This is a genomic window from Peribacillus sp. N1, from assembly GCF_054600815.1.
In genome coordinates this window covers 1,015,036-1,030,810 of the sequence record NZ_BAAHZO010000001.1, presented here as the reverse complement: position 1 = coordinate 1,030,810, position 15,775 = coordinate 1,015,036, and the positions used below count along the sequence as shown (strand labels likewise).

At 42.1% G+C, this 15,775-nt stretch carries 17 protein-coding genes; 16 read left to right on the top strand and 1 reads right to left on the bottom strand.

Annotated elements, in window-relative coordinates; genetic code table 11:
- The first annotated feature begins 22 nt into the window (after window positions 1-22).
- The 9 genes from ACYP5M_RS04860 to ACYP5M_RS04820 all read left to right on the top strand — a co-directional run bounded on the left by ACYP5M_RS04860 (window position 23) and on the right by ACYP5M_RS04820 (window position 7,281).
- Window positions 23-982 (top strand): C-terminal binding protein, encoded by a 960-nt coding sequence (locus tag ACYP5M_RS04860; RefSeq protein WP_459734729.1) that lies wholly within the window; start codon window positions 23-25, stop codon window positions 980-982.
- A gap of 14 nt (window positions 983-996) precedes the next feature.
- Window positions 997-1,860 (top strand): fumarylacetoacetate hydrolase family protein, encoded by an 864-nt coding sequence (locus ACYP5M_RS04855; protein ID WP_459734728.1) that lies wholly within the window; start codon window positions 997-999, stop codon window positions 1,858-1,860.
- Window positions 1,861-1,881: 21 nt separating this feature from the next.
- Window positions 1,882-2,838, top strand: a complete 957-nt coding sequence (locus ACYP5M_RS04850; RefSeq protein WP_434167052.1) for a sugar kinase — start codon at window positions 1,882-1,884, stop codon at window positions 2,836-2,838.
- A gap of 13 nt (window positions 2,839-2,851) precedes the next feature.
- A complete protein-coding gene (locus tag ACYP5M_RS04845; protein WP_101225487.1) occupies window positions 2,852-3,484 on the top strand; it encodes a bifunctional 4-hydroxy-2-oxoglutarate aldolase/2-dehydro-3-deoxy-phosphogluconate aldolase in 633 nt (210 codons plus the stop codon).
- Window positions 3,485-3,659: 175 nt separating this feature from the next.
- Window positions 3,660-4,475, top strand: a complete 816-nt coding sequence (gene larE / locus ACYP5M_RS04840; protein WP_137017608.1) for an ATP-dependent sacrificial sulfur transferase LarE — start codon at window positions 3,660-3,662, stop codon at window positions 4,473-4,475.
- Window positions 4,472-5,242 (top strand): nickel pincer cofactor biosynthesis protein LarB, encoded by a 771-nt coding sequence (gene larB, locus ACYP5M_RS04835; protein WP_063593702.1) that lies wholly within the window; start codon window positions 4,472-4,474, stop codon window positions 5,240-5,242. The genes larE and larB overlap by 4 nt, the downstream gene beginning before the upstream one ends.
- On the top strand, window positions 5,223-6,173 hold the full coding sequence (larC, locus tag ACYP5M_RS04830) for a nickel pincer cofactor biosynthesis protein LarC (protein ID WP_459734727.1): 951 nt from the start codon (window positions 5,223-5,225) through the stop codon (window positions 6,171-6,173). Before larB ends, larC begins: the two co-directional genes overlap by 20 nt.
- Window positions 6,170-6,646 carry a nickel pincer cofactor biosynthesis protein LarC2 gene (gene larC2 / locus ACYP5M_RS04825; RefSeq protein ID WP_137017611.1) on the top strand — a complete coding sequence of 159 codons (477 nt, stop codon included), beginning with the start codon at window positions 6,170-6,172 and terminating at the stop codon, window positions 6,644-6,646. The genes larC and larC2 overlap by 4 nt, the downstream gene beginning before the upstream one ends.
- Window positions 6,643-7,281, top strand: a complete 639-nt coding sequence (locus ACYP5M_RS04820) for an urease accessory protein UreH (protein ID WP_459734726.1) — start codon at window positions 6,643-6,645, stop codon at window positions 7,279-7,281. The genes larC2 and ACYP5M_RS04820 overlap by 4 nt, the downstream gene beginning before the upstream one ends.
- 386 nt (window positions 7,282-7,667) lie before the next feature.
- Here the strand turns inward: ACYP5M_RS04820 and ACYP5M_RS04815 are convergent, their stop codons facing one another.
- Window positions 7,668-8,585, bottom strand: a complete 918-nt coding sequence (locus tag ACYP5M_RS04815) for a DMT family transporter (RefSeq protein WP_101225455.1) — start codon at window positions 8,583-8,585, stop codon at window positions 7,668-7,670.
- A gap of 392 nt (window positions 8,586-8,977) precedes the next feature.
- On the opposite strand from ACYP5M_RS04815, the gene ACYP5M_RS04810 reads away from it, so the two are divergent.
- The 7 genes from ACYP5M_RS04810 (at window position 8,978) to ACYP5M_RS04780 (ending at window position 15,743) form a co-directional block, all read left to right on the top strand.
- Window positions 8,978-9,934 (top strand): sugar kinase, encoded by a 957-nt coding sequence (locus tag ACYP5M_RS04810; RefSeq protein WP_101225454.1) that lies wholly within the window; start codon window positions 8,978-8,980, stop codon window positions 9,932-9,934.
- Window positions 9,935-9,960: 26 nt separating this feature from the next.
- Window positions 9,961-10,971 (top strand): ureidoglycolate dehydrogenase, encoded by a 1,011-nt coding sequence (gene allD, locus ACYP5M_RS04805; protein WP_101225453.1) that lies wholly within the window; start codon window positions 9,961-9,963, stop codon window positions 10,969-10,971.
- A gap of 8 nt (window positions 10,972-10,979) precedes the next feature.
- Window positions 10,980-11,999, top strand: a complete 1,020-nt coding sequence (locus ACYP5M_RS04800; protein WP_434167049.1) for a zinc-binding alcohol dehydrogenase family protein — start codon at window positions 10,980-10,982, stop codon at window positions 11,997-11,999.
- Window positions 12,000-12,012: 13 nt separating this feature from the next.
- Complete coding sequence (locus ACYP5M_RS04795; protein WP_459734725.1) at window positions 12,013-12,633, top strand: bifunctional 2-keto-4-hydroxyglutarate aldolase/2-keto-3-deoxy-6-phosphogluconate aldolase; 621 nt, start codon at window positions 12,013-12,015, stop codon at window positions 12,631-12,633.
- A 12-nt stretch (window positions 12,634-12,645) separates the two neighbouring features.
- A complete protein-coding gene (uxuA, locus tag ACYP5M_RS04790; RefSeq protein ID WP_101225450.1) occupies window positions 12,646-13,722 on the top strand; it encodes a mannonate dehydratase in 1,077 nt (358 codons plus the stop codon).
- A complete protein-coding gene (locus ACYP5M_RS04785; RefSeq protein WP_459734724.1) occupies window positions 13,719-14,555 on the top strand; it encodes an SDR family oxidoreductase in 837 nt (278 codons plus the stop codon). Before uxuA ends, ACYP5M_RS04785 begins: the two co-directional genes overlap by 4 nt.
- Window positions 14,556-14,741: 186 nt before the next feature.
- Entirely contained in the window at window positions 14,742-15,743 is a 1,002-nt protein-coding gene (locus ACYP5M_RS04780; protein WP_101225448.1) for a LacI family DNA-binding transcriptional regulator, read from the top strand.
- Window positions 15,744-15,775 lie beyond the last annotated feature (32 nt).

The window sequence follows — 15,775 nt, the reverse complement described above, 5'->3', positions numbered from 1 at the left end:
ACAATAAAGGAGTTGAGCCCGAATGACCTTTAAAATATTATTAACGGATTACGAATTTGAACATTTGAAATATGAAGAAGAGATTTTTCAAGAAAGCGGTCTGGATATCAATTTCATCAAAGCGCAATGCAAAACTGAAGAACAAGTTATGGAGCAGGCAAAAGAAGCGGATGCAATTTTAAATCAATATGCTCCTATCTCACGCCGAGTCATTGAGTCGCTTGAAAACACGAAAATCATTTCCCGCTATGGTGTTGGCGTCAATACAATTGATCTCAATGCGGCTAAAGAAAAGGGGATCACTGTCGCCAATGTACCGGATTATGGCATGGAAGAAGTATCGAATCATGCATTGGCACTTTTACTTTCGTCGGCGCGGAAAGTGACACTGTTAAACAAGGAAGTGAAAAAAGGTAACTGGGACTTTAAAGCGTGTGTCCCGATTCACCGTTTTAACGAACAAACGGTTGGGGTTCTCGGCTTTGGCCGGATTCCGCGCCGTTTCATTGAAAAGGTGAAACCGCTCGGCTTTAAAACCGCTGCTTATGACCCTTTCGTATCGGCGGCAGACATGGCTGCTGTCGGGGTTCAAAAAATGGATCTCGACGAAATTATAGGTGAAGCCGATTATTTGTCGATCCATGTGCCCTTAATTGATGATACATACCACCTGATCAATGAGGAGCGCCTTAAACAAATGAAGAGTAACGCGGTCATCATTAACACGGCACGTGGACCGATAATCGATGAAAAAGCACTTTCCTATGCACTTGAAAAAGGGATAATTGCAGGTGCTGCACTTGATGTGACAGAAAATGAGCCGGTCCGAATCGATAGCCCGCTACTCACAATGGACAATGTCATCATTACGCCGCACAGCGCCTGGTATTCTGAGGAAGCGATGGTTGAACTTCGTCAAAAAGCAGCAAGAAATATCGTTCAGGTCTTAAAAGGGGAAAAAACACCATACGCATTAACCTAAGAAAGGGGAAAAATATGAAAATAGCAACTTTTTCCGTGCAAACCGAACAGCACATCGGTCTTGTTAAAGATGATCAAATTATCAGCTTAACGGCTCTCGGTCCAGAAGAATTTCCTGCTTGCATGAAAAAATTTATAGAACGAGGAAGCGAGTTGCGTTCACGTGCTGAACAGTTAATCGAGCAACGGGTAAATGACGATGCAATATTCAAACTCTCAGAAGTAAATATCCTGCCGCCAATCGCAAAGCCGGATAAAATCATTTGCGTAGGACTTAACTATTTTGATCATTGCAAGGAAACCGGGATGAAGCCTCCTGAATCACCGGTCATTTTTTCGAAATATGCTAATGCTATTGCCGGACATAATGATGCGATTGAAATCCCGATTAATTCAACCGAGGTCGACTTTGAAGCAGAGCTTGCGTTTGTCATTGGTAGAGAAGCGAAACATGTGTCAGAAGAAGCGGCGGATGACTACGTCTTTGGCTACACGATTATGAATGATATCAGCGCCCGAGATTTGCAATTTCAGGACGGTCAGTGGTCAAGGGGCAAAACGGCGGATACATTTGCTCCATTTGGTCCTGTTATCGTGACAAAAGATGAAGTGGGTGACCCCCACAATCTAGCGATTTCGCTCGAATTAAACGGTGAAATTATGCAGGATTCAAATACAAGCAACCTAATTTTTACGGTTCCGAAAATCATTTCATTTTTATCACAGTCCATGACGCTAATGCCAGGTGATTTGATTGCAACTGGCACGCCACCAGGCGTTGGAATGGGAAGGAATCCGAAAATCTGGTTGAAAAACGGTGACCGGATGAACGTCAGCATTGAGAAGATCGGTACGCTTTCTAATCACGTAATAGCATGATAAGAGAAAGAAGATGATGACATGGATGTTGTAACCATCGGAGAAACAATGACAGTGTTTACCCCGAATGAAGAAGGACCGCTTCGCCACGCCAGATCTTTTTCGATGAAGTTTGGCGGTGCGGAATCCAATGTAGCGATCGGGTTAAGCCGACTCGGTCATAGCTCACGCTGGATTAGCCGTCTCGGTGAGGATGAATTTGGCGATGCCATGCAATCGTTCATTCGCGGAGAAGGTGTTGATGTCTCTTATGTAACAAGAGACCCTGATGCTCCTACCGGAGTCTTTTTTAAAGAATTCAGACGGCTGAATGATACTCGAGTTTATTATTACCGGAAAGATTCGGCAGCTAGTAAAATGACGGCGGAATTACTAACTGATCTTGCCATCCAAGGCGCCGCTTATCTCCATATTACGGGAATTACCCCTGCACTAGGGAATTCTTGTCAGTCGCTCTTGGATAAAGCGATCCGCATTGCTAAGGAAAACGGAACAAAAATCGTCTTCGATCCGAATATTCGCTTGAAAATATGGGGTGATGAAAATGAAGCACGTCACATCATAACAAAGTACGCCTCGAAAAGTGATATCGTCATGCCTGGGGTGGGCGAAGCCGAATTTTTATTCGGCTCCCATACTCCTGAAAAATTTGCAGATCATTTTCATGAACTCGGTGTCGAAACAGTTTTACTTAAAATGGGCAAAGAAGGCTCTTTAATTTCAGCCCCGTCTGTACCGAAAACATACGTTCCTGGATTCTATGTGGAAAGGGTCGTGGATCCCATCGGTGCTGGTGATGCTTTTGCATCCGGTGTACTTTCCGGTCTGCTTGATGGACTGCCGCTAGATGAAGCTGCAAGGCGTGGAAATGCCATGGGAGCAATGGCAACGATGGTAAATGGCGATGTTGAGGGTTTGCCGGCCCGTGCCGACCTCGCTTTGTTCATGAGTGGCGGCGCTGATGATGTGAAGAGGTAGAAAGGTGGAAAAAATGACTAAACTTGAAGAGCTTAAACATGGGAAGCTGGTCGCTGTCATTCGCGGTGCACGCCCCAATCAAATTATACCAATCGCCCGGGCCCTGAAAGAGGGCGGCATCCGAACGCTAGAAATAACAGTGGAAACTCCCAAAGTGTGCCATTTGATTGAAAGAGTGAAAGAGGAGTTCGGTGATGATATCATAGCGGGTGCCGGTACAGTATTGGATCCTGAAACGGCCCGTGCGGTAATAATGGCAGGGGCGGAATTTATCTTTTCTCCAACCGTCAATGTCAAAACGATTAAAATGGCGAAGCGCTATGGCGTTATTAGCATCCCAGGTGCGCTCACACCAACCGAAATATTGACTGCTTACGAGAATGGAGCTGACATTATCAAAGTTTTCCCGGCAGATGCATTGGGTGTTAGTTACTTTAAAAATCTTAAAGGGCCGCTTCCTCACATCCCTCTAATGCCAACTGGCGGTGTCAACCTTGACAACCTTGCTTCGTTTTTTAAGGCAGGGGCCATCGCTGCGGGAGTTGGCGGTTCATTGATCAATCCTGCGAAATTGATTACAGGTGAAGATTACACCAGGCTGACAGAAACGGCAAAAAAATTCTCGGCTATCGTACAAAAAAGCTAATGCAGTCCTACGCTTATATTCATATCAATTCAATAGGCGCTGGAAATGAAAGTATGACTGTATGTTATTTCCTCCATTCCTACCAATTTGATGTATCCGTTAAATTTCCATCAAGGGTGGCATTGCTGATGGACAGTAGATAAATTAAAGACAAACCAGAAAGGGGAAAAGTGCTATGTTACTAGAAAAGTACAGTAATCTGCAGGGTATTCTCCAAAAAATGGAGTCGGTTGTGGTCGCTTTTTCAGGAGGGGTGGATAGCACGTTTTTGCTAAAAGTCGCTATTGATACTCTGGGTTATGATAATGTGTTAGCCATTACAGCAGATTCGGAAACCTATCCGTCGAGTGAATTGAATGAAGCCATTATGCTAACAAAATGGATTGGTGCCAACCATCGTGTCATTCAAACTTCGGAGTTGGCCATTCCTGGATATAAAGAAAACAATCAGAATCGCTGTTACTTTTGTAAAAGTAGTTTATTTGACCATCTGCTTCCTATTCTTGAAGAATATGAATTTAATAATATTATTTATGGAGTTATCGCTGATGATGCTAACGAATTTCGTCCAGGCATGAAAGCAGCTAAAGAAAAAGGAATCAGGGGACCTCTTCTAGAAGCCGATTTATTCAAAGAAGAAATAAGGGTATTGTCCAAGCAAGCCGGATTGCCAACCTGGGATAAACCGTCATTTGCTTGCTTATCCTCACGAATAGCATATGGCGATATCATTACGAAGGAAAAATTGACCAAAGTTGATAAATCAGAGGCTTACATAAAATCACTGGATATTCATCAGGTAAGAGTCAGGACCCATGAGGATACTGCCCGAATTGAAGTTGAACCCGATGATATGCCGCGAGTGCTTCAATACCATGTGGCGATCACGAAACGGCTGAAGCAATTTGGTTATAAGTATGTATCAATGGATCTCACGGGCTATACAAGCGGAAGTATGAATATGGCGCTTAAAAAGGAAGAAATGTTATGATTGACGATATTTTGGAGCAGGTTCAAAAGGGTTCATTGACAGTTGCGGAAGCGAAGGGAAAACTTGCATCCTATGAAAATTTAGGGTTTGTAAAAATCGATCATCATCGTAAAAGGAGACAAGGCTTTCCCGAAATTGTGTTTGGGGAAGGGAAAACAGCTGAACAAATTTTAACGATTGTCCAATCGCTGCGGACAAGGAATGATTCTGTGCTTGTGACTCGTATTTCTCGGGAAAAAGCGGTATTTGTACAAAAAGAATGTAGTGATTTTGAGTATAACGAGATTGCACGGACACTTGCTTGGGTTAAAGAAAAGCCGAAATCCGTTGATTCATATATTGCAATTGTGTGCGCCGGGACATCAGATTTGTCCGTTGCTGAAGAAGCTGCCGTGACGGCCGAAACTCTAGGTATTCCAGTCAGGCGTATATACGATGTAGGTGTTGCTGGACTGCACCGCCTTCTTGATAATATTGACGAGATACGAGGGGCTACGGTATCAGTTTGTGTTGCGGGGATGGAAGGGGCACTTCCAAGTGTGTTAGGAGGCCTTGTCACGAATCCAATTATTGCTGTGCCGACAAGTATTGGTTACGGTGCTAATTTTAACGGTTTATCGGCACTTTTATCGATGCTCAATTCATGCGCATCGGGTGTAAGTGTGGTGAACATAGATAATGGATTTGGTGCAGCCTACAATGCAGCCATTATATACAAACTCGTACATAAAAAGGAGGTCAATTGTGATGAGGACTTTATATTTTGACTGCTTTTCCGGCATAAGCGGAGATATGGTTATTGGTGCGTTGATTGATGCAGGTGCAGACCCTGTACAAATGGAAGAAGAGTTAAAAAAACTGAACATAGATGAAGAATATAATCTGTCATGGGGGAAGGTCGTCAAAAATGGCATTACGAGTACTAAATTTGATGTCTTTCTTACCAGTAAATCAGAGCAAACACATGAACATAGCCACAGCCATGGACAAGAACACCGTCATGGACATGAACAAAGTCATGGACACAGTCACAGTCACAGTCACAGTCACAGTCACAGTCATGGACATGAGCACAACCATGGACAAGAACACAACCATGGACAAGAACACAACCATAGCCATGAACATGAACACAGTCATGGACATGAACACAACCATAGCCATGTACCTCACAACCATCACGGCAGCCGTACCTACAAACAAATTGTAGAAGCTATCAATGAGGCGAACTTTAATGAATCGGTAACAAACATGTCACTCGCCATTTTTAAGAAGATTGGTGAAGCGGAAGGGCACATACACGGGCTTCCTCTTGATAAAGTTCACTTTCACGAGGTGGGAGCGGTAGACTCAATAATAGATATAATCGGGGCTGCAATTTTAATCGATCAGCTAGGTATTGAATCAGTTCAGTCATCAGCCATTCCAACGGGATCTGGACATATACATATTGATCACGGAATATATCCTGTTCCTGCACCTGCCACTCTTGAAATATTAAAGGGGGTACCGATTGCCTCAAACGATATTCGTTCTGAATTAGCAACGCCGACCGGTGCTGCCATCGCTGCGGTTTTAGCTGAAAATTTCGGCTCGCTTCCACCCATGACTGTCGAATCGATTGGCTATGGTGCGGGAACAAAAACATTCGAAAATCATCCGAATGTCCTACGCATTATTATAGGGGAGATCCAATGAAGCGCCCACCTGATCATGAGCATCTTGATGAACAAATGGTGAAAATGGAAGTGAATCTAGATGATATTTCCGGTGAATGGCTTGGGCATGTAATGGATTTGTTGTTTGAATCAGGAGCAAATGATGTATTTTATACACCAATCTTTATGAAAAAAAATCGACCGGGGGTGTTATTGCAACTTCTCTGTTCACAGCAGGTGATTTCGAAAATGAAGAAGATATTATTTGCTGAAACGACGACTCTCGGTATTCGCTACTACCCTCTTACCGTGCACCGGCTTGAGCGCTCTTTTTTCAATGTGAATACTCAATGGGGGGAAGTGACGATGAAGAGAGGGATTCATGAGGGGTTGACCTTGCAGCAGGCCCCTGAATATGAAGATTGCCGTAAAATTGCCGTACAGAACAATATACCTCTTAAAAGGGTGTATGAAGAAGTATGGAAGTGTCTCGGGGAGGTGGTAGAGAAATGAGTTTGGTGTCGATTCTTACATTTGGATTCATATTAGGGATAAAGCATTCGTTAGAGCCGGATCATGTTATTGCGGTAGCAACCACGGCAGGAAATACGAAAAAATTATCGCGTTCCACTCTAACGGGGGTGTATTGGGGTATAGGCCATACATGTACGCTGTTTCTTATAGGTATGATGTTCATTTGGATGAAAGGGGAGATTCCAGAGTCGTTAAGCATGACGCTGGAATTCGGTGTTGGCATTATGCTTGTTATGCTAGGGGTGAAAAGTTTATTTAAAGCTAGCCCTAATATCACGAACGACAAAGATAGATTTCGCCCTTTTTTGGTGTCTGCTTTAATTGGGTTCGTCCATGGTCTCGCGGGCAGTGCCGCAATGGTCATTCTAACGATGTCGACAGTTACCGGAATAGGCCAAGGGTCCATCTATATAATAATATTTGGCGCTGGAACCATTATTGGCATGCTGTGCTTTACAACTTTACTAGGCATACCGTTTGCTTTGAATGGAAAGGACATCGTTTTAAACCGAATCTTCATCAAGCTGGCGGGAGCTATAAGTTTTTCATTCGGACTTTATTATATATACAAATTGGGTGTAACAGAAGGTTTGTTTGCGCTCTGGGCTAATTGATTTATTTTATAAGGATGACTGAAATCTCAGGCTGTCTGTAACCCATGGACAGTCTCTTTTATTTTTATTAATTCATCAAAACCAATATTAAGTAGACAAAATGTCTTCTAGGAGGTTTCTCAGAAAGAAAAGGGCCACAACTGACAAAAAGGCTTGTCTTAATGGGCACACTTCAATGGACATGTCCAAGCAAATTTATGGGTATATTGTAACGGATATGAATCTCCAATTATTATTCTGAAATTATTTGTAGTTGGAAGAAGGGATGGACAATAAAAATAAGACCCCATGACACTGCTAAGCCATTTTTTTAAGAATGGCAGTGTCGTAGGATCTGTTAGTATTTTTATATAGAAAGTCACGAAATCTAGGTTTTGCTGTAGCCGTTAGGCAGATATGCGTTTATTTTTCCGTTGAAGAATCCATATTTCTATTGCACCGGAGCCAAGCAATACTCCTGAAACAATGAATATAAGCCCAATGAAATGTGCAGGAACTATGGCTTCATTAAGGAAAAATGCTGCCCCTAACAAAGAGAATAAGGTGTTTAAGTTAAGAAATATCGATGATTCGGCTGCGCCTACCTTACCAATGGCATAATTATAGCTCATGTGCCCAAGGGCAGTGGCAAAAATAGCGGAGAACAAGAAAGCTCCCCAGATGGATGGCGGTGCCGTTGCCAGTGAAGATAAGCCCTCTGGTTCCTTCCATAAGCTGATGGCAAAAAGAATAAAAGACCCGATAAGCATCATGTAGCCGGTTAATAATCGTGGATCCATTGTTTTTGAGGCTTTATTAATGAGTATGAAACTCAGTGCCTGTGAAAGAATGGAAAGGAGAATATCCACATCTCCCAGATTAATGGAATGAAGTCCTCCACTTCCTGCCATAACGGTAAAACTCACGCCCAGAGCACCGCATATAAAGCCAAGAAGTCGGATTAAAGTGGGCTTTTTACGAAAGAATATCATGGTCAAGATGACAGTCAATATTGGCCCCATGCCCAGAATCAGTCCAGCATTCGAGGCTGAAGTCTTCGTCAATCCCTCAGCTAAAAAATAATGATGAAAAACGACACTCAAAAGTGCTCCTCCAAAAACGTAAAGAAGTTCACTTTTTTTAGGAAGACGTATTAATCCAAAGAAGAAAAGAATAATAATGACGATAAGAGAAGCAGTAAAAATTCTCAATGAAGTGATCGTTACTGGCTGCGTATGCGCAACTAAAATTTTAATAACTGAGACATTTAACCCCCACGTGATCATTATTCCGGTAAGTAAGATGTATATTTTCAAAAAACTCATTCCAAACAACCTTTCAAACTTATTTAACAATTGATATATTATACAACTTTCACTAAATTAATAGCAAAGAGTAAAATTTGATTAAAAGCCCAAGGATGAAAAATCAGAAGCTCTTAATCATTAAAAAAGAGGGAAGAAATAACCCCTTCCGCTTTACCTTAATATGGTTTTTTATCATAAATTTAGCTGAAATATAATCAAATAAAAATAAAATTACAAATTATCTAACTTTTCTATTGTTTTTGGTAGGGTTTTCATTTACAATTTCTTTATGATTTACCAAACCGGTTTAGTAATTAACTAAATCGATTTAGCAATAAAGCTTAATGAAAGTGATATGATCAAATGTTTTTCTTTTTATTTGTGATTGTTCGAAAGAAGGAGGTACTGTATTGTCATCAAAATATGGTGTTTTAACGCTGGGCGACGCCATGATTACGCTAAATCCGGAAGAAACAGGACCTTTAAGATTCGTAACCCGTTTTGAGCGAAAAGTAGGAGGCGCAGAACTGAATTTTGCAATTGGCTGTGCAAGGCTAGGCATGCGGGCAAAATGGATAAGTCGTTTAGGCAAGGACGAGTTCGGCAGAGTTATCTATAATTTCGCTCGTGGGGAAGGCGTGGACATGAGTGATGTTGCCTTTGTAAATGGTTATCCAACATCCCTTAACTTTAAAGAAATCCGGGAAGATGGTTCCGGAAAGACATTTTATTACCGCTATCAATCTCCGATTTTAACTTTAAAACCGGAAGATATAACAGAAAAGATGTTTGAAGAGATTGATATAGTCCATCTTACTGGAGTATTTTTGGCTATAGATCCCCAAAATGTGGATATTGCCAAGAGGGTAATGGACATTGCAAAACAAAAAAATATACCTGTTTCCTTTGATCCGAATATTCGCTTAAAGCTATGGTCAATCGAGGAAGCAAGATCAGTTTATTATGATATTTTTCCATATGTTGATATTTTGCTTACAGGTTTGGATGAAATAAGATTGATCATCGGAACTGACTCAAAAGAATCTTTGGCAAAATTCGCGAAGGTGAATGACATTGATCAACTTGTCATCAAGGACGGGAAACATGGTTCAAAACTATATACCAAAAATGAATGGCATGAAAAAGAAGCCTTCCCTGTTATACCCCTGGACACTGTTGGAGCGGGAGATGGTTATGATGCCGGCTATATTTACGGATATCTTCATGGCTTATCCATTGATGAAAGATTGACATTCGCAAATGGTGTAGGAGCTCTTGTCACAACTGTTGCTGGGGACAATGAAGGATTACCGTATTTGGATGAAGTAATGCCTTTCATACAGAATGAGGCCGTTATAGAAAGATAGATGACTGAAAGAAACGAGGGAATGAAATGGCAACAGTAACGATTCAAGCGGAGGAAGCAAAACGATTAGTCATACAACAGCTGACCAAAGTGGGTTTAAATGAAGAAAATGCCGGGAAAATCGCGGAAGTATTGGTTCATGCCGATCTTAGAAATGTCAATTCCCATGGTGTTTTACGAACAGAGCATTATGTGAACCGTTTACAGGCAGGAGGAATAAATCCCGATGCACAGATTTCCTTTCAAAAGACAGGACCCGTTACCGGTGTAGTTGATGGAGATGATGGATTTGGTCATGTGATCAGCGACGTGGCCATGGACCATGCGATCGAAATGGCCAGAGATAATGGCGTGGGCATGGTGACTGTTTTTAATAGCAGCCATTGCGGAGCACTAAGCTATTTCGTTCAAAAAGCCGCTGAAGCAAAGTTGATTGGAATCGCAATGTCACATACCGATAAAATTGTGGTCCCATTCGGAGGGAAAACTTCTTTTCTTGGTACCAACCCAATCGCTTACGGAGTTCCTGCCAAAACGAAGAAACCCTTTATTCTTGATATGGCAACTTCCAATGTTGCACTGGGGAAAATCCTCCAGGCACGGGAAGAGGGAAAGGAAATCCCTGAAGGATGGGGAGTGGATGAAAATGGAGCTACGGTCACAGACCCGAATAAAGTCGTTTCCCTTTCCACTTTCGGAGGCCCGAAAGGCTATGGCCTATCCGTAATTGTAGATGTGTTTTCTGGATTATTGGCCGGTGCGGCATTTGGCCCGCACATTGGGAAAATGTATGACGATCTTGATAAGAAACGGAAGCTGGGACATTATTTTTGTGTAATTAATCCTTCGTTCTTTACGGATACTGATATATTTCTAGAGCAAATGGATCAAATGATCGAAGAGCTGCAACAGGTTGAACCTGCTCCAGGGTTCGATCGCGTATATGTACCGGGTGAGATTGAACAAATCAATGAAGAAAAAAACCTGAAACAAGGTATTACGATAGCATCAAGTGTTTATGAATTTCTTACAAAGTAGGTGGGGAAATGAAAGCGGTTCAAGTACGTAAAGCTCATGAACTTATCATTCAAGAAGTTGAAAAACCACGGATTTCGAACTCGACGGATGTCCTTGTAAAAGTAAAAAGCGTCGGGATTTGCGGATCGGATATGCATATTTACCATGGCACCAATCCTCTTGCAACTTTGCCGCGGGTCGTTGGGCATGAAGTAGCGGGAGAAGTTGTGGAGATAGGTCAAGGCGTCGCGGGCATAAAAGTTGGGGACCACGTTGTTATTGAGCCCATCAGTTATTGCGGTGAGTGTTACGCCTGCCGCAAAGGACGCCAAAATGTTTGTGAAAAACTTTCCGTTTTTGGCGTGCATGAAGATGGTGGGTTGAGGGAATGGTTCGTCCTTCCCGAGAAACAATTACATGTTGTGGATTCCGCTTTAGCTTGGGATGAAATAGTATTGGCGGAGCCATACACAATTGGAGCACAGGCCGTTTGGAGAGGCGAAGTCGAGGAAGGGGAAACCGTGCTAATCCAGGGAGCTGGACCTATTGGGATATGCATTTTAAAGATGGCAAAGCTTCAAGGAGCATCTGTGATGATCACGGATTTAAGTGATGAGCGTTTGGAATTCGCTAAAGAAAGCGGCGCTGATATCACTGTACATGCGGGAAAGGAAGATGTTCAAAAACGAGTGGAAGAATGGACGAATGGGGAAGGGGCCAACGTCGTCATTGATGCAGTATGCTTGCCGATGACCTTTGAATTGTCCTTTGATGTAGTGTCAACGGCCGGGCGGATTGTCGTACTCGGTTTTGATGAACGTCCTTCAGCTATTTCCCAGCTTCCAATCACTAAAAAGGAAGTATCTGTGAAAGGATCTAGATTGCAAACCGACCAGTTTCCAAAAGTGGTTAAGCTTTTGAATGAAGGCAAACTCAGACATGAAGGTTTAGTCACCCATACATTTTCGCTCAATGATATCCAGGAAGCATTTAATTTTGTGGAAAATCATCCCGAACAAGTTCGAAAAGCGATCATCGTTTTTAATTAAGGGGGTAGGAGTCATGGATAAACACTCAATCATACATCAAATAACGGAAACGAAAGTTGTAGCTGTTATCCGGGGACAGGATGCAAAAGAGGCGGTACAGCTGTCTAACGCTGCTGTAGAAGGAGGTGTTCGGGCAATCGAATTGACTTATACAACACCGGGAATTGAAGAAGCTTTCAAAGAACTGCAAAATACGGAAGCACTCTTAGGGGCAGGCTCGGTACTTGATTCTGAAACGGCACGACATGCGATTTTAGCTGGCGCCAATTTTATCGTCAGTCCCTATTTTGTCAATGGAGTAGCCGAACTATGTAATCGATACGGCATTCCCTATATGCCTGGTTGCATGACAATTAGAGAAATGGCTACATCATTGGAAGCAGGTTGTGATGTTTTAAAGTTATTTCCGGCAAACCATTTCGAACCTTCTTTCATCAAGTCGGTTAATGGACCACTGCCCAATGTAAGTATCATGCCAACAGGCGGAATAAATTTAGATAACATGAAGGACTGGCTTAATGCAGGCGCGGTAGCAATCGGTATCGGCAGTGACTTGAACAAAGCCTATCAGAATGGCGGCTATGAGGCCGCAGTGGAGTTAAGCAGAAAATACATGCAGAAAATTGCGGAATGACGGAGGTGCATGATGAACATTACATTTAGATGGTACGGGAAAGACAATGATACCGTTTCATTGGAGCACATTAAACAGATTCCTGGAGTGAAAGGGATCGTCTGGGCACTTCACCAAAAACCTGTTGGTGAGGTATGGGAAAAGGAAGAAATTAAAAAAGAAATCGAGTATATCCAATCATTTGGTTTTCACACGGATGTCGTAGAAAGTGTAAATGTCCATGAATCGATTAAATTGGGTAACGAAGATCGCATGATATATATAGAGAAATACAAAGAAACGATCCGGAATCTTTCGGAAGCTGGAGTGAAAGTCATTTGTTATAACTTCATGCCGATCTTTGATTGGACTCGGACTGAGATGTTCCATCCTTTGGAAGATGGCTCAACTGCCCTGTTTTATGAAAAGGCAAAAGTGGATACGTTAGATCCACAAGATTTAATTCGTACGGTAACGGAAGCCTCAGATTTAACTTTACCAGGTTGGGAACCAGAAAAAATGGATCAAATCTCTGAATTATTCGAAGCTTACAAAACTGTGGACGAAGAGCAGCTGTGGGCGAATCTTGAAATATTCCTAAAAGAAATATTACCTGTTGCCGAGGCTTGCGGTATAAAAATGGCAATACACCCGGATGATCCGCCATGGTCCATTTTTGGCTTGCCAAGAATCATCACCGGAGAGTCGAGCTATGAAAAACTGATCTCGATTTCGGATTCACCGTCGAATGCGTTCACCATGTGTACAGGCTCGATGGGGGCAAACCCTGAAAATGATATGGTCCAAGTGGCTAAAAAGTATGCAAACCGTTCGCCTTTCTCCCATATAAGAAATGTGAAGATTTATGAAAATGGCGACTTTGTGGAAACATCCCATCATACCCAGGATGGATCCATCAATATACAGGGCGTCGTGGAAGAATTGAATAAGCAAAATTATACTGGTTATGTCAGACCGGATCATGGCCGCCATATATGGGGTGAAGATTGCCGCCCTGGATACGGTTTATATGACCGAGCATTGGGAATCATGTATTTGCTCGGATTATGGGATGCATATGAAGCTGGTAAATCAGGTGGGGAATCATGATCCCCATACATGAAAACTTAACGAACAGGGTGGCAGTCATCACTGGGGGCAGCGGTGTTTTATGTTCCAAAATGGCTGTGGAATTGGCCCGTCATGGTGTCAAGATAGCTATATTGAACAGAACGGCAGAAAAAGGTCAAGAAGTGGTCGAGCTCATTGAACAAGCAGGGGGAACTGCGATATCAATCGCGGCAGACGTTTTGAATAGAACCTCATTGGAGGATGCAAGAGGGAAAATAATTGATACGTTCGGAAGAGTGGATCTATTAATAAATGGAGCGGGTGGCAATCATCCTGATGCCATTACTGCTCCAGAGAAATATGGGGAAGAAGCAGAAGGAAAATCATTTTTTGATCTGGATGAAGATGGTTTCTCCCAAGTTTTTGCCAGTAATTTTACCGGTACATTTTTGGCAAGTCAGGTTTTTGGAAAAGAATTATTGCAAGTGGAAGCACCAGTTATCGTAAATATATCTTCCATGAGCGCCTACGCTCCAATGACTAAAGTACCAGCATATAGTGCCGCCAAAGCTTCGATAAATAATTTTACCATGTGGATGGCTGTTCATTTTGCCGAAGAAGGTTTACGGGTGAATGCCATTGCTCCAGGTTTCTTTTTGACGAAGCAAAATCGGGAGCTTTTGCTTAATGAAGATGGCAGTCTGACGGCAAGGTCTGATAAAATCATTACTTCAACACCCATGAAGCGTTTCGGGCAGCCTGAAGATTTACTTGGTACATTGCTTTGGCTCGTTGATGAATCCTATTCGGGCTTTGTCACAGGAATTACGGTACCGGTCGATGGGGGCTTCATGGCATACTCGGGCGTCTGAAGCCAGGTCCAATAAAAAGGCGAACAAGTTAAAGTTTAAATTAGTTCAACGGGTTGGGAAATTGTCTTTTTACTGCATCAGATGGTGATTGTAAAGCTTTACTTATTATAATAGAATATTCCTTATATATAAGCCATTTTGGTATTAGGCAGAAAAAATTGAAATCACACGACAGGAATGAATGAAATGAAAACCATTACAATTACTGATGTCGCCAATCACGCGAAAGTATCAAAAAGCACAGTTTCCCAATACCTGAACAAACGCTATGAATATATGAGTGAAAAAACAAGGAAAAAGATTGAAGAAACAATAGAAGAGTTAAACTATCAGCCTAATATAATAGCGCGCAGTTTAAAACAAAAATCCACTTTTACCGTTGGGGTAGTGGTTGCCAATATCCTTCACACGTTTTCAACGCAAGTTATTAGAGCTATAGAAAACTACTTTTATGAACAAGGGTTCCACATTATCGTTTGCAATGCAGATGACAATCCTGAAAAGGAAAAGAATTATATTGAAATGCTAAGGGCTAAACAAGTGGATGGGATCATCATTTTCCCCACAGGGGACAACCTTGATTTATATCAACGTATGAAGAGTGATCAATTCCCGATTGTTTTCATGGATAGGACGATCGAAGAATTGAATATTGCTACAGTCATGCTCGATAATCACCTTGCTTCCAAGTTAGCGGTCGATCGGTTTATTGAAAAGGGTTTTGAAAACATTGCAATCATAACCACTTCAATAATACGCGATATCAGTCCTCGAATCGAACGGATCAAAGGGTACAAGGATTCGCTCGCGTCACATGGGATACCATTCAATTCAGAATATATTAAAACTGTGAATGCAGATGAAATTCCGGTTGCGCTTTCAGAATTTTTCGAATTGGAAAAGCCGCCTCAAGCCATTTTGGCAGGAAATGATATCGTACTTAATGAAGTATTGCGTTATATGAAACAGCACGAAATCAATATACCTGATGACATAGCGGTCATAGGAATCGATGATGTTCCTTATGCCAGTTTCTATACACCGACCATCACAACGGTTAATCAGCCGGCCATTGAAATGGCAAACTTGGCAGCAGAGTTACTGCTTAGTCAAATCAATAAATCAGGAAAAGAGGATACAAGCGTCCATCGCTTGAAACCGACTTTGCTTTCAAGGAATTCTTGCTAGATTCGGATGTAAGAATTCCTGTGAAAAAGAAA